Source organism: Alcanivorax sp., from assembly GCF_019431375.1.
GTDB lineage: Bacteria > Pseudomonadota > Gammaproteobacteria > Pseudomonadales > Alcanivoracaceae > Alcanivorax > Alcanivorax jadensis_A.
In genome coordinates this window covers 3,812,385-3,836,246 of sequence record NZ_CP080267.1, presented here as the reverse complement: position 1 = coordinate 3,836,246, position 23,862 = coordinate 3,812,385, and the positions used below count along the sequence as shown (strand labels likewise).

Annotated in this window: 19 protein-coding genes and 1 pseudogene; 16 read left to right on the top strand and 4 right to left on the bottom strand. The window is 56.3% G+C overall.

Translation table 11 applies throughout. From position 1 onward, the window contains the following. Window positions 1–73: 73 nt before the first annotated feature. From KZ772_RS17935 to KZ772_RS17925, 3 genes are all read left to right on the top strand, one after another. Window positions 74–1,363: a ribonucleotide-diphosphate reductase subunit beta gene (locus KZ772_RS17935; RefSeq protein WP_290537775.1), complete on the top strand. Its 1,290-nt coding sequence runs from the start codon at window positions 74–76 to the stop codon at window positions 1,361–1,363. A gap of 400 nt (window positions 1,364–1,763) precedes the next feature. Beyond that, window positions 1,764–2,072 (top strand): transposase, encoded by a 309-nt coding sequence (locus KZ772_RS17930; protein ID WP_272974550.1) that lies wholly within the window; start codon window positions 1,764–1,766, stop codon window positions 2,070–2,072. Further along, on the top strand, window positions 2,069–2,926 hold the full coding sequence (locus KZ772_RS17925; protein ID WP_272974549.1) for an IS3 family transposase: 858 nt from the start codon (window positions 2,069–2,071) through the stop codon (window positions 2,924–2,926). Before KZ772_RS17930 ends, KZ772_RS17925 begins: the two co-directional genes overlap by 4 nt. A gap of 299 nt (window positions 2,927–3,225) precedes the next feature. Here KZ772_RS17925 and KZ772_RS17920 read toward each other — a convergent pair whose 3' ends face one another. Beyond that, window positions 3,226–3,696, bottom strand: coding sequence for a helix-turn-helix domain-containing protein (locus tag KZ772_RS17920; RefSeq protein ID WP_272974548.1), 471 nt, complete (start codon window positions 3,694–3,696; stop codon window positions 3,226–3,228). Window positions 3,697–3,767: 71 nt separating this feature from the next. On the opposite strand from KZ772_RS17920, the gene KZ772_RS17915 reads away from it, so the two are divergent. Beyond that, window positions 3,768–4,373: a cation diffusion facilitator family transporter gene (locus tag KZ772_RS17915; protein WP_272974547.1), complete on the top strand. Its 606-nt coding sequence runs from the start codon at window positions 3,768–3,770 to the stop codon at window positions 4,371–4,373. 40 nt (window positions 4,374–4,413) lie between these two features. Here the strand turns inward: KZ772_RS17915 and KZ772_RS17910 are convergent, their stop codons facing one another. Continuing rightward, window positions 4,414–4,668 (bottom strand): hypothetical protein, encoded by a 255-nt coding sequence (locus KZ772_RS17910; protein ID WP_290500866.1) that lies wholly within the window; start codon window positions 4,666–4,668, stop codon window positions 4,414–4,416. Between the two features lie 203 nt (window positions 4,669–4,871). On the opposite strand from KZ772_RS17910, the gene KZ772_RS17905 reads away from it, so the two are divergent. From KZ772_RS17905 to KZ772_RS17880, 6 genes are all read left to right on the top strand, one after another. Beyond that, window positions 4,872–6,173, top strand: a complete 1,302-nt coding sequence (locus KZ772_RS17905; protein ID WP_272974545.1) for a TolC family protein — start codon at window positions 4,872–4,874, stop codon at window positions 6,171–6,173. Beyond that, window positions 6,170–7,255 (top strand): efflux RND transporter periplasmic adaptor subunit, encoded by a 1,086-nt coding sequence (locus tag KZ772_RS17900; RefSeq protein WP_272974544.1) that lies wholly within the window; start codon window positions 6,170–6,172, stop codon window positions 7,253–7,255. The genes KZ772_RS17905 and KZ772_RS17900 overlap by 4 nt, the downstream gene beginning before the upstream one ends. A gap of 14 nt (window positions 7,256–7,269) precedes the next feature. Next, the gene (locus tag KZ772_RS17895) at window positions 7,270–10,371 is read left to right on the top strand and encodes a CusA/CzcA family heavy metal efflux RND transporter (RefSeq protein WP_272974543.1); all 3,102 of its coding nucleotides are present in this window, start codon (window positions 7,270–7,272) and stop codon (window positions 10,369–10,371) included. A 14-nt stretch (window positions 10,372–10,385) separates the two neighbouring features. Further along, window positions 10,386–10,727, top strand: a complete 342-nt coding sequence (locus tag KZ772_RS17890; RefSeq protein ID WP_272974542.1) for a P-II family nitrogen regulator — start codon at window positions 10,386–10,388, stop codon at window positions 10,725–10,727. Between the two features lie 177 nt (window positions 10,728–10,904). Beyond that, complete coding sequence (locus tag KZ772_RS17885; protein ID WP_272974541.1) at window positions 10,905–11,825, top strand: bile acid:sodium symporter family protein; 921 nt, start codon at window positions 10,905–10,907, stop codon at window positions 11,823–11,825. 799 nt (window positions 11,826–12,624) lie between these two features. Next, window positions 12,625–12,837 carry a hypothetical protein gene (locus KZ772_RS17880; protein WP_035248960.1) on the top strand — a complete coding sequence of 71 codons (213 nt, stop codon included), beginning with the start codon at window positions 12,625–12,627 and terminating at the stop codon, window positions 12,835–12,837. Window positions 12,838–12,888: 51 nt separating this feature from the next. On the opposite strand, the gene KZ772_RS17875 is transcribed toward KZ772_RS17880, so the two are convergent. Then, window positions 12,889–14,598 carry an amidohydrolase gene (locus tag KZ772_RS17875; RefSeq protein WP_290537774.1) on the bottom strand — a complete coding sequence of 570 codons (1,710 nt, stop codon included), beginning with the start codon at window positions 14,596–14,598 and terminating at the stop codon, window positions 12,889–12,891. A gap of 305 nt (window positions 14,599–14,903) precedes the next feature. On the opposite strand from KZ772_RS17875, the gene KZ772_RS17870 reads away from it, so the two are divergent. From KZ772_RS17870 to KZ772_RS17845, 6 genes and pseudogenes are all read left to right on the top strand, one after another. Then, window positions 14,904–15,431 carry a thiamine pyrophosphate-binding protein gene (locus KZ772_RS17870; RefSeq protein ID WP_290537773.1) on the top strand — a complete coding sequence of 176 codons (528 nt, stop codon included), beginning with the start codon at window positions 14,904–14,906 and terminating at the stop codon, window positions 15,429–15,431. Window positions 15,432–16,015: 584 nt separating this feature from the next. Next, on the top strand, window positions 16,016–16,813 hold the full coding sequence (locus KZ772_RS17865) for a fimbria/pilus periplasmic chaperone (RefSeq protein WP_290537772.1): 798 nt from the start codon (window positions 16,016–16,018) through the stop codon (window positions 16,811–16,813). A gap of 125 nt (window positions 16,814–16,938) precedes the next feature. Continuing rightward, a pseudogene (locus tag KZ772_RS17860) lies at window positions 16,939–17,997 on the top strand (IS30 family transposase). A 139-nt stretch (window positions 17,998–18,136) separates the two neighbouring features. Beyond that, the gene (locus tag KZ772_RS17855) at window positions 18,137–20,401 is read left to right on the top strand and encodes a fimbria/pilus outer membrane usher protein (RefSeq protein ID WP_290537771.1); all 2,265 of its coding nucleotides are present in this window, start codon (window positions 18,137–18,139) and stop codon (window positions 20,399–20,401) included. A gap of 14 nt (window positions 20,402–20,415) precedes the next feature. Next, complete coding sequence (locus KZ772_RS17850; protein ID WP_290537770.1) at window positions 20,416–20,892, top strand: spore coat U domain-containing protein; 477 nt, start codon at window positions 20,416–20,418, stop codon at window positions 20,890–20,892. A gap of 55 nt (window positions 20,893–20,947) precedes the next feature. Then, window positions 20,948–22,042 carry an OmpA family protein gene (locus KZ772_RS17845; RefSeq protein WP_290537769.1) on the top strand — a complete coding sequence of 365 codons (1,095 nt, stop codon included), beginning with the start codon at window positions 20,948–20,950 and terminating at the stop codon, window positions 22,040–22,042. A 45-nt stretch (window positions 22,043–22,087) separates the two neighbouring features. On the opposite strand, the gene KZ772_RS17840 is transcribed toward KZ772_RS17845, so the two are convergent. Then, window positions 22,088–23,746, bottom strand: coding sequence for a Na/Pi symporter (locus KZ772_RS17840; RefSeq protein WP_290537768.1), 1,659 nt, complete (start codon window positions 23,744–23,746; stop codon window positions 22,088–22,090). Window positions 23,747–23,862 lie beyond the last annotated feature (116 nt).

Below are 23,862 nucleotides of genomic sequence, written 5' to 3'. Positions count from 1 at the left end.
GCGTCAGGCCATCTAAAGAATGCACCACCGGTGACGCCACGGCGTCACCCCTGAAAGAATATGGAGAGAGCACATGCTGAACTGGGACGAATTTAATGCGCAAGAGACGCCTGTCGCCAAGCCGCAGCCAAGCGCCGCAACGCCGCCGCAACCTGAGACGGTACCTGACCAAGCGGCACCTCAAGCTCAAGCACCGGGAGCGGGAAGTGCGCCGATTACAGGCGGAGCCGACGAACAGCGACAAGGACGAACCGAACGGGACACCACCGACGCCGTAGCCCGCGCCCGCGCCACCGTGGCGAAAATGGATGCCAGCGAAGGCGTTGCCGAGCTGGAAGGCACTGCCGGTCGTGTGGAAGTGGACGACAAGCGCATGATCAACTGCCGCGCCGACCTGAACCAGCTGGTACCGTTCAAGTACGACTGGGCCTGGCAGAAGTATCTGGATGGCTGCGCCAACCACTGGATGCCCCAGGAAGTGAACATGAACGCGGACCTGGCGCTGTGGAAAAAAACTGACGGCCTCACCGACGACGAGCGTCGCATCGTCAAGCGCAACCTGGGCTTCTTCTCCACCGCCGACTCCCTGGTTGCCAACAACCTGGTGCTGGCCATCTACCGGCTGATCACCAACCCGGAATGCCGCCAGTACATCCTGCGTCAGTCCTTTGAAGAGGCGATCCACACCCACGCCTACCAGTACTGCATCGAATCCCTGGGCATGGACGAAGGCGAGATCTTCAACATGTACCAGGAGATTCCCTCGGTTGCGAAAAAGGCCCAGTGGGGTATCCAGTACACCCGCGACCTGTCCGACCCGGAATTCACCACCGGCACCGTGGAAACCGACAAGGCACTGCTGGAAAACCTGATCGCCTTCTACTGCGTACTGGAAGGCATCTTCTTCTACTGTGGCTTCACCCAGATCCTGTCCATGGGCCGCCGCAACAAGATGACCGGCGTGGCCGAGCAGTTCCAGTACATCCTGCGTGACGAATCCATGCACGTGAACTTCGGCGTGGACGTGATCAACCAGATCAAACTGGAAAACCCGCACCTGTGGGATTCCCAGATGCGCGACAAGGCCACCCAGATGATCCTGGAAGGCACCGAGCTGGAAATCCAGTACGCCCGCGACACCATGCCGCGCGGCGTGCTCGGCATGAACGCCGCCATGATGGAAGAGTACCTGCAGTTCATCGCCAACCGCCGCCTGGTCCAGCTGGGCCTGCCGGAACAGTTCAAAGGCGTGAACAACCCCTTCCCGTGGATGAGCGAAATCATGGACCTGCGCAAGGAGAAGAACTTCTTCGAAACGCGGGTGACCGAGTATCAGGTCGGTGGTGCGTTGAGCTGGGATTAATCAGTGACGATGCGATAACACGCTGACCATCTAGAAGGCGTTTTTGCTACCAAGCAAAAGCGCCTTTTTTCTATCAACTACTATGATGCACAGGTGTGTTTAGGCTTATTTAACTGGCCATCATTGCCAAAAGGGTCACTTGCTATACCATAACCTACACTTGGTTTCTGGATCGTGACGGATCACCATGGAATCTAGCGGACAATACGGAGCCCACCTGCACACACCTTCAAGCCTAGTAACGCTATTAGTCATTAGCAGCTAAGGACTTCTACCTCTTTTTTTAGCACGAAGAGAATCAACAACCGCTCTAGGCACACCTCCTGGCATGCAATTCCCGAGTTACCCACAGAGAGTAGACACCCTTTATAGTTAGGGTAGCCCCTAATGGAGGTGTGTCATGGCCAAGAAACAGCGGCAAGCATATACGGAAGACTTCCGTAGAGAAGCCGTCCGCCGATCCGACCAACCAGGGAATACGGCGGTATCGGTTGCCAAGGAGTTGGGTTTGCACCCCGGCCAGATCTATAACTGGCGCCGCCAGTTTTCTCGCCTTTCCGATAAGCAATTCAATAGCCTGGACGGTGTCGATTACTCCAAACACGAATCCGAGGAAGTGCGACGCCTCAAGCGCGAGCTCAATGAAGCGCGTAAGGAGAACGAATTCCTAAAAAAGGCTGCTGCGTACTTTGCGAAGCACCAAGAGTGAAGTACGCGGTCATTGCCGAGTATTTGGGACATTACTCCGTCGTGTTGATGTGCCGAGCCATGAACGTATCCCGCTCAGGGTTCTACAAGTGGCTGAAGCGCCCGCCCTGTGCTGCTCAGCTACGGCGCGAACAGGTGGAGAGCAAGGTTGTTGAACTGTTTGCGGAGTTCAAGGCCCGCTATGGCGCCCCCAGGCTTGCTGATGAATTGGCAGATGCGGGTCTGCCATGTTCGAAGAATTTTGTAGCCAATATCATGCGGTTGCGGGGTATCCGGGCACGCAACGGTAAGGGGTTTCACTATCGCCCAGCCAGCCCGACGATGATCAATGTGGAAGAGAACCGGTTGCGTCGTCGGTTTCGGGCGGAGGGGCCAAATCAGAAATGGGTGACGGATATCACCTATATCTGGGTCAATGGGCGCTGGCTCTATCTTGCGACGGTAATGGATCTTTATTCTCGTGCCATCGTTGGCTGGAAGCTGGATACCTCAATGACAGAGAGGCTGGCGATGGATGCACTTGCAATGGCGTACGCAAATCGGGATATCCAGCCCGGACTGATAATTCACTCTGATCGTGGGGTTCAGTTCCGTTCCGTGAAATATCTCGATCTGGTTCGTTCACGAGGCTGTTTGCCGAGCATGAGTCGCCAGGGTAATTGTTGGGATAATGCGGTAATGGAGTCTTTCTATAGCAGGCTCAAGGTGGAGCTGATCTATGCGGAGCAATATGCTTCCATCGAAGCAGTCCGATCCGGTATCTTTGAATACATAGAAATCTTTTATAACCGCAAACAGAGACACTCTGCGATTGGAAACATCAGTCCAGCAGAGTTTGAGCGCAGGTGCGCATAACAGTGTCTACTTTTTGTGGGTAGGACCAATTCCGCCCCCCCATGTTTGTCCTGTTTCCTTTAATGTTGGATCGCTGGGGATTCCTAGTTGCCATAGCAGCTTGTAGCATTGTGCTGACAATTGTTTGCTTTGTATTCCTCGGTCTACTGGTCTGACTTTTCCGCATTGAGATCTGATACCGTAATGCATCCGGCAGGCTTAACCACACCCCGGCCTCCAATAGGAACCCGACACCACACGCGGTTGAGTTGATCAGCCCCTGATTCACGCTGTCAGTCACTTTATCGGCGTCAGCGTCGCTACTCGCTGCTGGAAGCCATCGACAACGTTCGGTAGCCTGGAAGGTGATCAGCCTGAGCCTGGCTATGATCACAAAGCTCATGGTCCGAAAGCGTTTCGATGATTCGGCAATCCGCTACCCTGCCAATTTGGCACTGGCCAAGCATCCTTTCCAGTTCGTCACGCATAGCATGCAATCGCTTTATTCGGTTTTTCACCTGCTCTAGGTGGGCGCGGGTCAGCTCATCGACAGCCTGACATGACGCCTGGGGCTCACTGGACAGCACGATCAGTTCACGAATCTCGGTGAGGGTGAAGCCCAGCTCTCGTCCGTGACGAATGAACAGCAAGCGCTGCAAGTGGATCTGCATATATCGCCGCTGGTTGCCTTCACTACGTGCCACCGGCGGTAACAACCCTTCTTTTTCGTAGTGGCGAATCAGACCAACGGTGCAACCTGAGGCATCCGCAAGCTTCCCGATAGTGAGCATATGGTTGAACCTGCAACTATTGTAGGTTTTATACTGGCACCCGAACTGGCAAGATCGCAAGGAGTGTTTCCATGCCCGGCTGTTGCAACAATGAGATTGAATTCGATGGCCAGAGTCCGCAATACCGCCGGGTACTGTGGACTGTGATTGCCATCAATGCGGTTATGTTTGCGGTGGAAATTGTGACGGGCGCCCTCTCCGGCTCAAAGGCGTTACAGGCCGACGCCTTGGATTTTGCCGGAGATACAGGTACTTACGCCCTTAGCCTGTGGGTAATCGGCAAGCCATTACTTTGGCGTACCCGAGCCGCTACCCTCAAAGGCGCATCTCTGTTGGTCATGGGGCTGGTAATCCTAGTTACTACTCTGCTGAGTTTTGGTAACGCTGCACCCCCCCTGGCAGGCTGGATGGGAGGCATTGCTCTACTCGCCCTGGCGGCCAATGTGACCAGTGCCCTTCTGCTGATGCGCTTTCGCAACGGCGACGCTAATATCCGGTCAGTCTGGCTATGTTCCCGCAACGATGCCATCGGTAATGTAGGGGTTATAGCCGCAGCAGGCTTGGTGGCCTGGCTGAATTCTCCATGGCCGGATCTGATTCTTGCCTTGGTGATGGCGAGCCTATTTACTCACAGCGCGTTCTCCATACTGCGCCAGGCTCGCCATGAGTCTTCATAATGCTGGCAGGTTGACAGGTGTGCCTGACTTGTTAGCATACTTAGCCTTGCTCAAAAGCCAACATTGGATACAGAGCGCCATGTCCAGTCATCGCCATACTCCAAAAAGCGCTGTAACGGCAATGGTGCTTGCGCTTTTCATGTTGTTGAATGCTGTGGTCGTAGTCGGTGAGGAAGCTGATCATTCTGTCCACGACAGCACTCTGGCTGACATCCAGCATGGCGCCTTCCACGATGCAGGCACACACCCCCCACTCTCCGACAACGTTGATTGCGAAAGCCACCACGGCTGCCACAGCCATTCACCGATGAACCTGCCTGTTGTCGGTTTTGCACACTATCCCAGTGGTGCTCAAAAAGACTGGGAAAGCCATTATCGCACTCGCCTGATTTCCAACCATAACCGTCCCCCGGTTCCCCCTCCCGATCAGCAACCGCTCGTCTGACGCTTTTCTGCGGCGACAATTGCCGCTCGACACAGTCTGAACGGGAGAATCCCATGTTTTACCGATTACGCGGCGCCTGCCTGTGGGCAGCAGCCATGGCGGCAGTGCTGGTATGGCAATCTGCCATGGCAACAGAGCCGCCAGAAACCAATACAGGGCAACGGATTTCCCTGCAAGAAGTCATAGCAGAGACCCTCGAAAAAAATCCAGGGCTCGCTACCTTCCCCTATCGATTACGTGCTGCTGATGCCGAAAAATTGCAGGCCAGTCTGATGCCACAGCCCTCCCTGTCTGTGGAGGCGGAAAACCTGGCCGGTGACGAGCCAGCTGATGGCATCAATGGCGCGGAAATAACCGTAGCACTGAGTCAGTTGATCGAACTTGGTGGCAAACGACGTCAACGTACCCAAGTGGCCAGCCTGTCGCTGGACAACACTCAACTCGCTTATGATCAGGCCCGGCTTGAGGTGCTTGGCGAAGCCGTGCGTCGTTATGTGATGCTGGCTGAAGCCCAGGAAAGGGTTGCACTGGCAGAACGAAGCTTGGCTTTGGCGCGGCAATCAGAAGCGGCCGCACGACGCCGGGTCAATGCGGGTGCGGCCCCGCAATCCGATCTTACCCGCCTGACCCTGGCCAGCCGCCAAGCCAGCATTGCTCTGCAACGCGCCCAGGTCAAACGCGATACCGCCAGCCAGCAGCTGGCTGCACTCTGGGGAGAAACGGGAGTCGCGGACCTGCTGCCAACTACCGCCCTGCGTCCCTTACCCACGCTTCCGCCACTGGCAGACATCAAGGCGCAACTGGAGCAGGCCCCTGACTTGCTGAGATTGGCCAACGAAACCCGCCTGCGTGAAGCCCAGATACGCCTGGCACAAGCCAATGGCCGACGCGACCTCGAAGTCACCCTGGGGGCTCGCCATGATCGGCTCAGCGACAACAACACCCTGGTCGCTGGATTTTCACTGCCATTAAACCTACGGAATCCCAATCGCGGCAACATTGCCCAGGCCCAGGCAGAACTGGCAGAAAGCCAGGCACAAAAGAAGGCACGCCGCATTGAGCTGGAAGCCACCCTGGAAGCCCTCTACCGAAACCTGAAGCTTATCCGCGAAGAACTGTCCCTGGTCGAGGACACCGCCCTGCCCCTTGCCCGGCAACTGTATCGCGATATTGAGCAAGGTTACCGGGCCGGCCGCTACAGCCTGCTTGATCTGACTAGTGCCCAGCAAGAGCAAGTTGCCCTTGAAGAGCGTGCCATTGCCCTAGCAGCTCGCTTCCACCAGCACCGTAACGAGATTGAACGCCTCACCGGCATGACGCTCTCCAACGCCGGTGAACAGGAGACCGCACAATGAAAATTATCCCACATCTGATGGCAACTCTACTGCTGGCTAGCTCCAGTACCGTCTATGCATCAGAACACCATGAAAAAGAAGAAAAAAAGCAACACGCTCAGCACGAATCAGGCTCGCCTGATGATCACCAGGATGGCCACGAAGAGGAGCACGAGGAAAGCCACGACGAAGAGCAACACGATAAGGATAACCATGGCGCACACAAAGAAGCGGACCGCGCAGCAGAAAATGGCCATGAGGACCACGGGAAAAGTGAAGAGCCCGAGCTGACATTTAGCGCCGAGCTGTTACGTGAATTCGGTGGTGAAATTGCGTCTGCCCAGGCCGGGGTGATTCACCAGCAAGTATCCCTGCCTGGGGAAGTGCGACTCAACGAGGAAGCCGTTGCCCACATCACTCCCCGTTTCGCGGCAAAAATCACCAAGGTACGGGCCAATATTGGTGACAATATTAAGGCTGGAGAAACCCTTGCGGCGGCAGAAAGCTCAGAAACACTGGTGCGTTTTTCGCTGAAATCCTTGATAGACGGCGTGGTGATCAAAAGACACGTGGCGACGGGCGAACATTTATCCCCTGACGACACCGCTTTCGTTGTCGCGGATTTATCAACTCTGTGGGTAGACATTGCCCTTTATCCGAAACAGATACCGCGCGTGAAAACCGGTCAACCTGTGCGCATCACAACCTCACACGGCCCAGCACCGGTCGACGCCCGTATCGATTATGTTGCCCCGCTGGTAGATGAAGGGACGCGTACCGGCCTAGCTCGCATCTTTCTCACCAACAAAAACCGAGAGTGGAAGCCTGGTATGTTCGTCGAGGCGACCATTACCGTCGGTAAATTCCCTGCAGCCGTGGTAGTACCCAGAAGCGCTGTTATTGATTTCGAAAACCAGCCCACCGTATTTGTGCGACAAGGGGAGCGCTGGCAACCACGAGCGGTCAAGCTTGGCCGCAATGACAGCGATCAGGTAGAAATATTGAAAGGCCTGGAAGCGGGTGAAAAATATGTCTCCAGGGGCGGCTTTGTGCTCAAAGCAGAGCTGCAGAAAAGCGAATTTGAATCAGGTCACAACCACTAACACAGGAGAACAGCATGCAAAGCATCATCCGTTTTGCGCTGGAGAACCGGCTGTTGGTGGTCGTGTTATCTCTGGCAACACTGATCGGCGGTTACTTCGCTTATCGCACCCTGCCTGTGGACGCCTACCCGGATATCTCACCGTCTCTGGTGCAGGTGTTCGTAGAAACCGAAGGGCTGGCACCGGAGGAAGTCGAAAAATACGTCACTTACCCCGTTGAAAGCGCCATGAATGGCTTGCCGAAACTGGATCACGTACGTTCGGTCTCTAACTTCGGTTTGTCGGTGGTAAATATCTATTTCGAGGACGGCACCGATATTTATTTCGCTCGACAGCTGGTGGGTGAGCGTCTGCAAGTTGCCCGTGAGTCAATTCCTGACGGCTTTGGGGAACCAGTCATGGGGCCGATCACCACCGGCCTCGGGCAGATTCTGTTTTATGTACTGGAAGATACTAGCGGCGAATACAACAATACCCAGCTGCGTGAAATCCAGGATTGGATCGTCAAGTTCAACCTGCAAACAGTCAAGGGAGTCACGGAAGTACTTTCCATTGGCGGCGAGGTAAAACAGTTTCAGGTCCGCGTGGACCCGGACGCCTTGATTCGTTACGACGTATCGCTACCGCAGATCAAGGAGCGCATCGAGGAGAACAACGCTAATGCCGGCGCCCAGTTTATTGTCAAGAACGATGAGGAGTACATCGTGCGGTCCGTGGGCCTCGCCACGGACCTGGCTTCACTGCGCAACATCGTGGTCAAAACCATCGACGGCACGCCCGTCTATCTGGAGCAGCTCGGCGAGCTCAAGATTGGTGGCGAGATTCGACGCGGACTTACCACCAAGGATGGCAACGGTGAAGTCGTTGTCGGCATGGTATTGAAGTTGATCGGCAGCAACACCTCCGAGGTGATCAATGCAGTCAAGAAGGAGCTGGCAACGATCAACGACAACCTCCCGAAAGGGATTGAGGTCCAGCCGTACTATGATCAGGCTACATTGGTGAAAGCCGCCGTAAGCACCGTAATCAACGCCTTGTTACAAGGGATCATTCTGGTAGCACTGGTCCTACTGGCCTTTATGGGAGGGCTACGCCCGAGCCTGGTAGTAGCGCTCTCCATACCCTTTTCTGTGGGCTTTACCTTCCTTGCCATGAAGTTCTTCGGCATTTCGGCAAACCTGATGTCACTGGGCGGGATAGCCATTGCCATTGGCATGATGGTGGACGGGGCGGTCGTAGTAGTGGAAAACGTTGATCGCATGCTGCGCGAATCCTCGCCGGATGAATCCCGTCTGCATATCGTCGCACGAGCCTGTCAGGCTGTTGCACGTCCGATCCTCTTCGCCATTAGTATTATTATCATCGTGTTCCTGCCCTTGTTTACCCTACAGGGCGTGGAAGGGGCAACGTTCCGACCGCTGGCCTATACCGTGGCGGTGGCTATGCTCGGTTCACTGATTTTCGCCCTTGTGGTTGCACCGGTGACCTCGTTATTGCTGATGAAACGCCCACAGAAACAAGATGATAAGCCGCGCAAGGACATCATCAGTTTTCTGATGAAAGGCTATCAGCCAATGGTGCAACTCATGGTCGCCCGTCGCTGGATCGCCGTAACTGTGGCCGGAGTGGTGTTGGCTGTAGGTATTGCAGTGGCGCCGTTTCTTGGGTCGGAGTTCGTGCCACGGCTGAACGAAGGCGACCTGCTGATCCGCGCCACCATGGCACCGTCCATTTCTCTGGAGAAAGCCGAAGACACCATCACCGTCTTCGAACGGCAGCTGAAGAAGGCGTTTCCCGAGGTAACCCAGGTGGTCTCACGCATTGGTCGTGGCGAGGTCGGCGCTCATGCCGACCCGGTCAATAATGCGGAGATTTTCGTCTCTCTCAAGCCACAGGAGGAATGGGTCAGCGCAGAATCCCTGGACGGGCTTTACGCAGCCATGAGCAAAAAGTTCGAGAATTTTCCCGGCGCCAAGTTCAACTTCACTCAGCCTATCGCCGCTGCGGTGGATGAACTGCTGACAGGCACCAAAGCAGAGCTTGCAGCCAAGCTGTTTGGTGATGATCTGGACGTGCTCGCCAAACAAGCCCAGGCCATTGAGCAGGTTATGCGCACAGTACCCGGTGCTCAGGATGTTCAGCGTGACCAAATCGGTGGCACACCGCAACTGCGCATCACCCTAAATCGCAACGCGATTGCTCGCTATGGCCTCAACGTCAGTGATGTTCAGAAAACCTTGAGCGTTGCCGTGGGTGGCAGTGAAGCCGGCCAGGTGTTTGAGGGAATCAGACGCTTCGATATTTATGTTCGCCTGGAGAAAAAATCACGCGATGAAGCGGATGTGATCCGGCAGCTGATCATCGAGAATGACGCAGGCCAGCGCATCCCGCTGGAAGAGCTGGCCAACATCGAGGAAGTGGTCGGCCCACGGCAGATCACGCGTGAGAATAATCAGCGATTCATAACCATTCAGACCAATGTACGTGAACGGGATATAGGCTCCTTTGTGGCCGAGGCCGATGCCGCCATTGCTGAGCAGGTCGATTTGCCACCTGGCTATTTTCTCAAGTGGGGCGGTCAGTTCGAGCTTCAACAACAGGCCAACAAAAGGTTGATGATTGTGGTACCGATCACCCTAGGCCTAGTGTTCCTCATGCTCTACGCGAACTTCAATTCACTGCGCAATGCCCTGCTGATCATGCTCAATATCCCGCTGGCCCTAGTGGGCGGCATTGTCGGATTGTGGTTGAGCGGCCAGAGTTTGTCGGTGCCCGCATCCGTGGGCTTCATCGCCTTGTTTGGCATCGCGCTGGAAAACGGCCTCGTACTGGTCAGTTATCTCAATGAGTTGGTCAGAGACGGGGTTCCCGTTGCAGAAGCCAGTGTGAGAGCTGCCTGCTCACGCCTGCGCGCCGTCATCATGACGGCAGTAACCACCGCCCTGGGGCTGTTCCCGCTGCTGTTTGCCAGTGGTACGGGCAGCGAGGTGCAGCGGCCATTGGCAACAGTTGTTGTTGGCGGCCTGGTAACCGCCACGCTGCTGACCTTACTTGTCCTCCCCGCACTCTATCAGTGGTTTGCCGACAAGCCCGCTGATATCGGCGCAAGCCACTAACTGGAGATAGTCACATGCAAGAGATAAAAGCCTACATCAAGCTCCACAAGGTGGAAGCGGTAACACTAGCCCTGCATCGGATCGATGGCGTTACCGGCATGAGCGTGTCGGAAGTGCGCGGTTTTGGGCGCAGTAAGGTGCATACCAGCGCGGCAAATCCGATTGACGGTGCCGCCGACTTCGTCAAACACGTTAAAGTTGAGGTGGTTTGCCACGATCAATACGTGGACGAGGTTGTACAGGCCTTCAAGTCCGAGGCCCACACGGGCCTGCGTGGTGATGGCCGCGTCTTCGTCAGTGACGTCAATCGCGCCATCAGGATCGAGGATGGCGCAGAGGATGATTCTGTAGTCTGAAAGAATGAGCGCCGATGCCAATCGGCGCTTAATGTTATGATCCGCCCGCCAAAACGCTCAGTTCAAGGGGCTATGGCGGGCCTCCCCCTCTCAGAAATCATCTAAAACAGCTCAAAAAAATTACCTGATAATGCCCCGCCGCCATCGGTTAAAAACCATCAATTGGAACTTGGAAATATGAGCCGACTAATCTCTTTCGTTGAGTCTCACCTCGTATGGTTTGTCATCGTTGCAGCTGGACTGGGATTAATAATACCGGAGACTGGGAATTTCTTTGCATCATTCATAGGACCATTACTTGCATTGTTAATGCTTGTTATCAGCCTGACGTTCGACGCCCATGATGTGCGATTGGTACTTCGTAAACCATCCAGGCAGTTTTTGGCACTGATCCTGGTTTATGGTCCAATGTCGATTGCCGGGTTGCTAACGGGTCGCCTCTTCTTTGGGAGCGGTTCACTGGCAGCAGGCCAGACTTTACTTGGCACACTGCCAACAGATGTATCGTCCCCTCTCCTCGTACTGATGGCACGAGGCAATATTGCCCTTGCTGCCGTTTTTAATGCAGTTAACACTGCGCTATCCCCTTTTATAGTTCCTTTCCTTTTTCTATGGCTTACAGGCATAAAACTGGAAGTCCCGCTCGGTTCGATCATTCTCGAACTGGTCTTGATTGTTCTCATCCCAACTATCATAGGTGTGAGCTTACGCACAGGATTTCCTACGTTCTTTGGACGACATGATTCCGCTTATGCCGGGCTTGGATCAATTATATATCTTTTGATATTGCTAGCCGTAGTCGGCCCCAACGCAGAGACTATCATTGGCTATGGCTGGTACGCTTTTGTGATTGCTGGCGCAGCCTTATTGCTGAACCTGATTGGTTATCTAGTAGGAATGGCATCACGATTGATAACCATTGACCGAAAAGAAGTCATTACATATATTTTTACTGTAAGTAAAAAAGAATTCAGCATCGCAGCTGCTTTTGTAGCCGCATCCGGATTACCCTCTGAAATAGCGATCCCAGCCGCTTTTTTTGCAGTGATTCAGATGATCACCTCACCTATTGCAGCCAAGATCCTGGCACGAGATTGAAAGCTCCCTGTTGATCGAATCCCTATTACAAATTCGAATTTTAAATATAGATCGAATTTTCTTAATGGCAGATAAATCGATACATCAGAGATCAAAGATTTACAAGAAAAATAGTCAAAGAATAGGTTTATTGATAAACACCAATAATACAAAGGTGTGTAATGGCTGTTTCTGCGGCCTTCCTTAGTGATTTTCAATAACTTTCTCTACTACAAGTCATACTTATTATTCGACTGCATTGAGCAAATACAACCAACTTTAAAGGCCAACTAATTACGAGCAAGACGGCGTATTGTATGTTTTGAGAACCAAGGCCAAGCATCCAGCATTATTTCAACACCCAATACCTACGCCTACGCATATAGTTCCTGATCACCTGCCCTTTTCACCACTCAGCATCACCGCCTTTACCGGCAGTAACACCACCGGCCATCTTCCCTGCTGTGTTGGAGTTACCGAAATAGCACCCACTACGGCGCCACCTACAGCGTCTTCGGTGGTATCACGACCAGTACTGACCTGCTCCGCCACCTGTTCGCACTCGCTCAGGTTAAGCTGGTACAGGGCCTACGGGTCCACCACCACGCGTTTTGATGAGGCCCAACCGGCCAGCAGGACAAGGAACATCGCCAAGAACCGTTAACGAAATAACAACGACCACCCGTCCCGAGTGGCTAAACTTTCACCAACCCCGGGGATTTCCCGTTTGTTTTGTGCCGGCATCGTTGGCAACATGGAGTGGAGCCTGAACAAGGTCACAACAAACAGACAGGCTCACCTTAACTGCAGGAGGCTTCGCATGAGCGATTACGACGACAGAGATGATTACCAGCAAGAAGCCGAAGACCTGTTGGAAACGATTGAACAGGTAGAAGAAACCCTGACAGTCATGTCCAAAGTAGTCGGGCAGCTAAAGGAACAGGTGGCCTCACACCTGGACCCGTACACGGTTGAAATGAGTGCAGAGGAATTCCTGGAGCAGTGCGAGAACCTGGAAGGGACCTGGCACTAACTCCACCTATCATGAAGTGACAGGGGCCGCATCGATGGCCCCACGCACCACCTACTCCGCGATCCTCTCCGGATAACGGCGTACCCCATCCACCCAGGTGCCTCGCACCTGGATAGACGACCAGTCTCCGATAAATTCCCGCGGATCGCGATCCAGCCAGACCAGATCGGCACGCATACCGGTACGCAATTGCCCTACCCGGTCCGCCACGCCCAGCTGTCTGGCCGCATCCACGGTCACTGCCCGCAGGGCCCGCTCCACCGGAATGGCCTGCTCCGGCCCCAGCATGGCGCCGGATGCGGTGCGGCGCTGCACCGCATTCCACACCAGCTGTAACGGTTGAAACGGCACTACCGGTGAATCCGCGTGCAGGGTAAAGCGCAACCCGGTGTCCGCCGCTTCCGCCAGCGGGCTGATCCGCGCCGCCCGCTCCGGCCCCAGGAAAATATCCCGGTGCCGGTCGCCCCAGTAATACACATGGGTATTGAAGAACGACGGGATCACATCCAGCGCCAGCATGCGCGTCAGTTGCTCACCAGTAGCCATCTGGGCATGGATTAGCACCGGTTGCACCGCCACTTCCGGGCACTGCTGGCGGGCTTCAGCCACCGCATCCAGGCTCATGGTGATAGCCGCATCGCCGTTAGCATGGATCGCGGTCTGGCGACCGGCACAGTGGAATTCCACCACCTGCTCGGTGAGCTGCTGCGGCGACTGGTTGGGAAAACCCAGATATTCCGGCGGATGATCCTCTGTCACGGTGAAATAGGGTTCATCGAGAAACCCGGTATAGCCCTGCAGAGAGCCATCACTGACCAGCTTCACCGGCCCCAGATGCACTCGCTCGCCCTGCGGCAAACTCCACTGACCATCCTTGCGCGCCTGCTCGGCAGCCGCATCCGGCCAGACACTCAACCGCAGGGGAATCAGCCCGAACCGCAACGCCGGCACCAGCGCCTTGATGGTGGTGGTATCGGCCAGGCCATTCTGGGCAAAGGTAATCCCCCGTGACAGGTACAGTCGAGAGGCCCGGCGCATTACCCGGTAGCCATCCATGGCCGACAGTTTCAGGATGTTGGCACGCACCGGGTTGAACGCCGTCTCGGCCAGCAGACCATTGAGACGGCCATCGCTGTCGCGGCCATAATAGCCACCGGGCGGATCCTGCACGTTCTCGGTGATGGACATGGCTTTAAGGGCAGCCGAATTCACCACCCCCAAATGACCAGAGATATGCATCACCATGATTGGTCGGGTGTCACTAACCGTATCCAGCTCTGCCCGGGTAGGATAACGCTGGTCGCTTACGGTGGTGTCGTCAAACCCGTAGGCCATCAGGGCCCCGTACGGGCGCCGCTGGGCCAGGGTGCGTAAACGCTCCAGCAGGGTGGCAATACTGTCCAGATCCCCAATCGGCGGACTGTTGGCATCCACTGCCACCGCCGACAGCCCCTCACCCGGGAAGTGGCCATGGGCCTCGATAAAGCCGGGCATCAGCACCCCACCCTCCAGGTTCACCACTCGCACATCACGGCTGACCTGATCGCGCAGCGCATCGCTGTCGCCCAGGGCCACGATCTCGCCACGCTTGACCAGCATGGCATCGACCTGAGGATTGCCCGGATCCATGGTCAGAATGGTACCGTTAGTAAACAGCTGCACCGGTGGCGGTGGCGGATTGAACCAGCGGTGCACTCCGGCGAAGCCCGCCGCCAGCAATGCCACCAGCGACACCGCCCCGATAAACCAGACTTTTTTCATAGTGATCGCTCCTTGGCAGGCTGCTAGCGCAGACTCTGCCGTGACCCGCCTGCGGCCTCAAGCGGGAATATCACATTTGTTAATGAAACAGATCAGTTTACCCCATACCTGTTCCCGGCCCTGGCGCGCTATAGTGAAGCCCGGCATGGAGCTAGCGCACCAATTTAAAGCAACTTTCCTGCACCAGCATGAGGAAAATGCGGCACCATCCTTGCATTAACCCGCGGTGACTTTTGACAGCCACGCATCGTGGACTCCCGCTGACCGCCAAAAGCGATAGCGGGATCAACTGGAGACAACGCACCATGAAAGCATCAGATTTGTTCGTTCGCGCCCTGGAAGCCGAAGGGGTTGAACACGTCTTCGCCATCCCCGGGGAAGAAAACCTGGACCTGCTGGAGTCCCTGCGCGGCTCGAAAATCAAACTGGTGATTACCCGTCACGAGCAGGCCGCCGGCTTCATGGCATCCACCTATGGCCGACTCACCGGCAAGGCCGGTGTGTGTATGTCCACTCTGGGCCCCGGCGCCACCAACTTCGTGACCGCCGCTGCCTACGCCCAGCTGGGCGCCATGCCCATGGTCATGATCACCGGCCAGAAGCCGATCAAGACCAGCAAACAGGGCCAGTTCCAGATCATCGATGTGGTCGACATGATGCGCCCGCTCACCAAGTTCACCAAAGGAGCTTGTTCTGATGAAAAAACATATCCCCCTGGCCAGTTTTGGCTCCATCCTGGTGGCCGCCTCCATGAATGCCTCGGCCGTCACCAATACCATGACCAACATCGTCACCCTGGCCGATGCCTGCGATGTGGCCGCCATCGGTACTGACTTCGGCGTGCTTTCCGCTCCCATTCCGTCCGGCGGGGTCAATAACGTGATCACCGCCAACACCGCTACCGGCAATGCTGTGACCGGTAACGATGCGCACCCGGATGCCGGTGCTGATGGCGGCGCAGGCAATGACGATACGCTGACGCTGAACACCCCCATCGCCACACTGAACACAGCTCTTGCTGCCATCCTGGATCCCCTGACAGCACAGGCACTCACCGTCCCAGGCGTTTACGTGGCCTGCACCACAACCCCGGTCAGCGTTACTCTGGAAGGTCCGCGGGTGACGGGAGGCTCTGTCAGCTTCACCACCACCACCACGGCAGGTTCCCAGGGTCCGATCGTGACCAGCATCATGGATGGTGTGGGTGGCGGAGCCGTAGCAACGACCAACCAGGTCAACTACGAGCTGAGCTTCACGGAAACCGTGGTCAGTCAGGATGTACTGGGCCTGGTCAACCTCTTCACTGGTGTCTATACCTCTATCGGCAGTATTCCCGGCGACCAGACCGGCAATACTGTCGTGGCCGGTAACTATACGGATGTTCTGACTGCCACAGTGGAATTCTGAGGAGTCCCGGATGCCCGTAGCCAGAGCCAGGCCCAGCCTGGCGTCTCGCCCGCGCCTGATTGTTTTTTTGGTCTCATTCCTGCTGGCTTGTAGCACACAAGCCGGCAGTTTTCGTATTACACCGCTGCGGGTTCAGTTCGACCACAATAACCCGACCACGCAACTCAGCATCGAAAACAACAGCGAGCGGACCGTGACGCTGCAAACCACCGTGATGCGCTGGCAACAGGATGGTGGTCAGGACAATCTCACCCCCAGCAATGACATCTTCGTCTCACCGCCGATTCTGATGCTGAAGCCCGGTGGGCGCCAGGTGATCCGTCTACGCCATATGCCGGCCATGCCCAGCGAGGAAAAGGCCTACCGGCTTTATCTGCAGGACACCGCCGCCCGGGCCCGGCAATCCGGTGGCGCCAATATGGCAGTGCGCATCGGCCTTCCCATCTTTGTCTCACCTGGCGGTAGCCAACAGCCCGATCCCCGAATCAACACCCGATACCAGGACGGCATCTGGCAGGTTAGCGTCAGCAATGCTGGCAGCACGAACTTTCGGGTCATCGGTCTGGATGCTTTTCGTGGCAGCGCCGACCGTGATGATCTGAAAAAAGACGATTTGCTGGAACAGTCCACCCAGCCCGTTCAGGGCTTCCCTTATGTGTTTGCCGACCAGACCCGGGAATGGCATGTGAAAGCCCCGGCTAACGCCCAGCTCCGCCTTCGCACCGATATTTACGGGTATCGCAGACAGGGGTTTGATGAAAGAGGGACTGTATGGCTGGGAGAGCCAGAAAACAAAAAAGATCCCTGATGCTGGCCGGACCGGCTCTGCTGTTATTGTTGCCGAATTCATATACTAACCGCGACACTTTCATGTAATAAAAAGGTGAGCTGTAATACCAGCACTTTCACTCCCGCCAAGAAGTTGAAATTGCTATGAGATATGTACAGCTCACCTACGAAGAAAGAGTAATGCTTTCCACACTAAAACGGCAAGGCCTGTCAGTCAGAGAGATCGCACGCCAGCTGGGGCGTCATTTCTCAACTCTCTATCGCGAGCTACAGCGCAACAGTTGCTTGCACATTGACGGTTCGTACAGGCCCAGCAAAGCCGAGCGCCGAACCCGTGCCCGCCGCAGTCGCTCCAGGCGCAATCGTCACTACACTGATGATCACTTCAAGTTGATCCGGAAACTGCTGAGACAGAAGTGGTCTCCAGAGCAAATATCCGGCCATATTCGTCGGTTCTCTCTAATGCACCGCCACATCAGTCATGAAACGATATATCAGTACCTTTGGCGCGATAAGGCAGAAGGTGGCGCTCTATGGATGCATCTTCGCCAGTCGAGCAAGCAGCGAAGAAAACGCTATCGAGCCTATGACAGCAGGGGGCGATTGGCCGACAAGAGACATATCTCAGAAAGGCCTGGCTCCGTCGAAACCCGCCGCTGAGAAGGCATTGGGAGATCGATACAAGCAGCGAAGATGGGAACAGGTTCAACTGACTGCATATCTCAGAAAGGCCTGGCTCCGTCGAAACCCGCCGCTATAGGGCATTGGGAGATCGATACTGTGATGGGAACAGGTTCAACTGACTGCATTGTAACGATACTTGAGCGCAAGTCCGGGTTCATCCAGATCGGCAAGCTCAGAGACCGATCCACCAAATCACTTAACAAAAAAGTCATTCGATTGATTAGCAGAGACCCGATCTCGTTCAAGACAATTACTGCTGATAATGGCACCGAGTTCCATCAGTACAAGCTGGTTGAAAAGCGCACTGGCGTGAAATTCTACTTCGCAACACCTCATCACTCATGGGAGCGAGGCAGCAATGAAAACGCGAATGGGCTAATACGACAGTATCTCCCGAAAGGAACGAGTATGTCGGAGCTGACTCAGATTGAATGCGACAGGATCGCTGACAAACTTAATAGCCGACCAAGAAAGAGACACAACTACAAAACACCAGAGGAAATCTACTATGCCTACTGATATGGATTACTGTCGCGGTTCAAACTTGATACTAGGGTTCAGCGTTTCCGGTCATCAAGGTGCCATTGCAGACTCGACAGATCCACAGCCAGGTTGCGATAACCCGCAACGGGAAATCACCAGCCATGGCGACGCGTCCATGCGCCTGCTGAAATGGATCGTCAACGGCCGGGATCTGGGGGAGCACTTTATCCTGCGTGATGAATGTGGCGCGGTGCTCGCTCTGACGGAAGATCTGAACAAGGCCAGACTCTGTGCACTAGAAAGCGCCCCAGTGATCACTATTGATCAGCGCAACTATCGGCGCCTTGATCAGCAGGATGGTATTGCGCTGCATATTGACGAAGGTAATCAGACCCTCGTTCTCAGCGTGGCTGCCGACAATTTCTGCCCAACCCGCATTGATATGTCAGCGCAAACGCCAAGGGCCAGACTGGGGGAACCGCAAACCGGCGGCTTTGTGAATTACAACGTGACCGCCAGCCAGACAGAAAACAGTGACACCGCCTATAACGGTTTTCTTGGCCTGGGCGCCTTTGGCGACTGGGGCGTATTACAAAGTCAGCATTCCGGTTATGTCATCGGCGATGATACCGTCACACAACGCATTGCCACCTACTGGCAATTCGACAACCCGGATGAAACCACCACCTTCCGTATCGGCGATGCCTTTGCCGGACGCACGCCATGGCGCACAGGCGCGGCGCTGGCCGGTTTCCAGATCACCCGCAACTACGCCACCCGGCCCGAACTGGTTACCGGCCCGGTGGTGGACTTCCAGGCTATCGTCGATACCCAGGCGCAATTGCTGCTGGCCCAACGGGGGCTGGATCAGCCGGAAGTGATCGGCAATGCCTACTTCGGCAGTGGTTACCAGGTGCCTCCAGGGCCCGTGGATGTGATCAACCAGCCCCTGTTCAGTAACACCATCCAGACCCTGACCGTGCGCGAAGCGGATGGAACCCTCAGTACGCTGGAGATTCCGTCCTACTTTACGGTGGGCCAACTGCGACAGGGCTTTGATGATTTCGAGATCTCGGCAGGTCTGCAGCGTCAGGGCTTCAGTAATGACTACGACCAACTGATCTCATCATTCAGCTATCGCAGGGGCATGAACCGCTGGCTCACCCTGGGGGTCGGCGCAGCCGCCGCCTCCGAGCAGCACGTTAATGGCGGGGTCTTTGCACAAACCACCCTGCCCCGAATCGGCGCCCTGCAGACCCACCTTGCCACCTCCCGGGACTTGCCCGATGCGGACCAGCCCTGGGCCGCAGCAGCCACGCTCAGCAACCAGTACAAAGGCTATAGCTACTCCCTGTCCTACGAACAACAGCAGAATGGTTTTACCCCTTCGCTGGACACCACGCCGCTTGATACGGACGGTTTCCAGCAATGGGTTGGCAGTATCGCCGGCCAGCCCTGGCAGGGTGTGGGGCTGCGTTTCGGTTTCCAGTATCGTGACCCGGACAGTGCCCCGTTGCGTACGGCCCTGACCACCGGCATCTACTTCCATATCCGCCGGCAACTGCGTGTCCGCCTTTCCCATACCGAACAGCTGAAACCCGATCGGGACGGCCTGACCCTGGCCAGCTTCGAAATGCCCCTTTCCAGCAGGCCCCGCACCCGCGGCAGTCTGGAAGCCAGCAAGGCGCGTGATGAAGAAGCCGTGGTAGATGCACGATTGCGGGTACTGGGGAAGGCGGGATATCCCAGCGTGCAGGTGAGGCATCGATTACAGGGCGGAGACCTGACGGCCGTATCTGCATCTGTTGAACGCCCTGCCTATGGCGCCTTTGCCTCTGCCGTGGATGCAGCAGGCATTCGCAGTTATCGTGCCGGCGTTGCCGGCGGTGTCGTGATAAGCGAAGATTTCATTAAACCCACCCGTTTTGCCAATGGTGGCTTTGCTCTGATTGATCTTGGCCCGGAGTTTGCTGGTGTTCGTGTCAACGCCATTCCCACCGACAAGAAAGGCCGCGCCATGCTGGTCGGGCTCCCCCCCTTCCAGGAAACCGAGCTGCACATCAACCAACGCGACCTTCCCTATAACACCACGCTGGGCAACGAGAAAATCCTGGCCGCACCCAAAGCGTTGTCGATGGTTCGTGTTACTCCGGATTTCATTATCTATCGCGACGCGCTGGTACCCATTGTCGTTATTAATCCCAATGGCGTCAGCGAACCGCTGTCTGCAGCGGCACTTGTCACGGACGCCAATGCGCCTGATTCGGCCCCCTACCCTGTCGGGTTTGATGGCCTGGTCTATGTGAAAACCGCCGAGGAAAACGTCACACTGTCTGTAAACCAGGACGGAACCCAATCATGTGAAATCACCGTGGCGATTCCCCCGGCCGGCGAGCGAACCCCGCAGCTTTCCCCGGTACACTGCGTAATGGCGCCATGACGAGGAACTTCAGCATGCCCAGATTCATTGTCCTATTTGCGCTTCTCGCCAGCAGCCTGCCACTGCCGCTGTTTGCCGCCTCCTGCAGTTTCATTACCCCGGATGGCAGCACCCTGGTCGACTTCAATACCGTGTTTTCCTTGCAGACCAGCCCCGCGGATGGCCAGGGGCAAATCTCTTTTAGCTGCACGCCCGACCTGCTGAACCCACTCCCGGTTAATTACGAAATCAGTATCGATACGGGCAATTCCAGCACTTTTACTCCACGGCAGCTCATGCACAGCTCCGGCGCCACGCTCGACTACAACCTATACACCGACCTGCAACGGACCCAGATTCTTGGGGACGGGACAGTGGGCACCAGCACTGTCACCGGTAGCTGCTTATCGCTCTGCATCCCTCTGACGGTGTACGGAAGAATTCCCACCAATCAGTGGGGCCCGGCTGGCGAATACAGTGACACGGTAACCGTCACCCTGGAGCTCAACTAATCCCGGACATGTCATCGGCATGCTTTTAAGGTCTTTTTATGGCGACAGCTCCACAATGAATACGCACTTCCGTTTCCAGCACCTGTTTCTGGTCGTCCTGTTGGCCCCGGCTACGCTATTGGCTGACATGGGTAACCACGAGCAGAAGCCTGTTTCCTACTGGTATGTGGGCGGCGAAGTGGGCTATTACATGATCGAGCAAGATGACGACAGAACAGGCCCGCTGCCGGATTTCTGGCGCCCGGCCTTTCAGGTTGGCCGCCGTTTCAACCGGTATCTATCCACCCAGTTCCAGTATGGAAAGGCCGACAGAGCCCTGCGCGATGACGAACAGGAAGTGGAACACAGCCAGGCAAGCCTGCAGGCCAGGCTACACGGGGATGGCATCAATCTGTTCACCACCCATCCCTACCTGGGGCTGGGCTATGCACGTCACGAACTGACCACGGAGTCGCAGGACCCGGTCAAGGAAAACATGGTCCTGCTGGAACTCGGCGTGCAACGTTTGCTGGGTCAACACCTGATGCTGGATGTGGGCTACCGTCATCTGGTCGACACCGGCGATAACTTTACTGACCAGCACCCCTTTATTGCCCTCAATTACCGTTTGGGTCAGCAATATCCACTGGCGCCTGACCCGGCTCCCAGGCCGGCTCCGCCACCGGAACCTGAACCCTGGATCGACAGTGATGGGGATGGGGTAGAAGACAAAAAGGACAAATGCCCTGACACGCCACGGGGCGCCAAGGTGGATGCGGATGGCTGCCCCATCATGCTGACCGAGTCGGTCAACATCACCCTGGATATTGAGTTCGCCTTTAACAGTACCGAGGTTCCGGAGCGTTACCTGGACGACATCGGCAAGATCGCCACCGTGATGGTGGAGTACCCGGATAGCCAACTCATGCTGGAGGGGCATACCGACAGCGTGGGCAGCACCGCCTACAACCAGACCCTCTCACAAGACCGTGCAGATGCGGTCAAACGTGTGCTTATCCGCCATTTCCAGATCGATCCGACTCGCATTGGCACCATCGGCATGGGCGAGAGCCAGCCGGTTGCTGACAACGACAGCGAAGATGGCCGTGCCCGCAACCGGCGTGTGGAAGCCATCATCGAGGCATCCCGGGAAATCATGGAACAGAGATAGCAACGGGCTTGCCATCGCCGCTGCGAGCATCCGCCGGCGCTGCCTTTACAGCGACTCGGCGGCATTGTCGCCTTCGCCCTGTTCCCCTGTTGCCGTTGTCGCCTCTGTCGGGGCAGCTGTCTGATCACGTTCGGACAGCTGCCGATAATATTCCAGCGCCCGTTGCCATTGCTCCAGCAGCCAGCGCCCCTGACTGAGACTCTGCAATGCCAGATCCAGGGACTGGCGGGAGATCTTGCCCGCCATGGCATTGGCCAGCAGCGCACTCTTGACGCTTTCGTATTGCCCCAGCAAGGCACTATTCGGCGTGTGTTCAACACCGCCGTCCAGCCATTGCTGCCCCATCAATCTGCCGGCGCTGGCGAACCAGTCTGACAACAATGCCTGAATCACCGACCAGTCAGAATGACGCTGCATGGCCAGCCCGAAACCATTGAGCCGCTGCAGGGTTTCATCCATGTTGACCAGATTGCCCTGCAGCCGCCAGCCCATCTGAAAGGCGTCCACCTGCGCGCCCACCAGTTGCTGTCGCGCCACGTCGGCAAGAAAATCTCCCACTCCGGCATGCAACCGGGCTCGATCTGCAATTTGCGCCAGACGACGGGAATCGGGGGCCGGCAAGCTGGCCAACGCCGACGGGTACTGACCAAGCAAACGCTGCATTTCCTGGACCAACGCGACTCTCGCCGCATCCGGAAATGTCACCAGGTTTCTGTCCAGAAACTGTAGCTGCACAGTGCTCTTCTGGCGTTCACGGAAACGGCGCAACAGGAACCGGCTCAGAGGCGGTTCCAACGGCCACATCAGTACAATACCCAACAGATTAAAGCAGGTATGGAACAGCGCCAGCTGCGCAGCCGGATCCTCATCCAGCTGCCAAAGCCCAGCGAGATAGCCCACCAGATCCAGCATGGATGACAGTAGCAACAGCGCCATCACCGCGGTGAAAATATTGAACAACACATGTACCACCGCCAGGCGCCGTGCATTGGCAGTGGCACCCAATGTTGCCAACAGTGCCGTGGAGGTGGTGCCCACATTGGCGCCGATCACCACTGCTGCCGCCTCGCGAAAACCCAGTAACCCGCCGGCCAGCGCGGTAAGTACCAGTGCCACGGCAGCACTGGAGGATTGCATCAGGGTAGTCAGGATCACGCCAGCCAGGATCAACCACACCAGCGGTGTGCCAGCATCGGGCAACGGGAACCGTTCTCCCAGGTCCTGAAAACCGCTGGACAGTACCTCAATACCCAGAAACAGCACGCCGAATCCGGCCAGGGCCATGCCCAGGTTGCGGTAACGGTCTGCCGGGGCAAACACCCGCATCAGGGCACCGATACCCACCAACGGCAGGGCGATCGCGTTGATCTGGAACTTGATCCCCACCAGCGCCACCACCCAGGCAGTCAGGGTGGTCCCCAGATTACTGCCAAAGATCACCCACACCGCCCGCTCGAAACGCAACAGGCCGGTATTGACGAAGCCCAATGCCGCCACGGTGATAGCGCTGGAGGATTGCACCAGCGCCGTCAGCAAGGTACCGGACAACAGACCACGCAGGCGGTTACGGGTCCAGCTGGCCAGCAACCGTTCCAGTGACGCACCGGCAGCTACCTTCAACCCTTCGGTGATCAACCACATGCCCAGCAGAAAAAGGCCCACGCCGCCCAATACCGTTGCCACATATTCCATCGCTGCGCCCATGCTCCGTATCAACAAGAGGGTCACTGACTAATGTCATACTATCGGCGTTTCACCGGCTGGCGTCACCACCCTCGCTTCAGCCATGATGAAGCCCGACGATCCGCCAGGCCATGGAG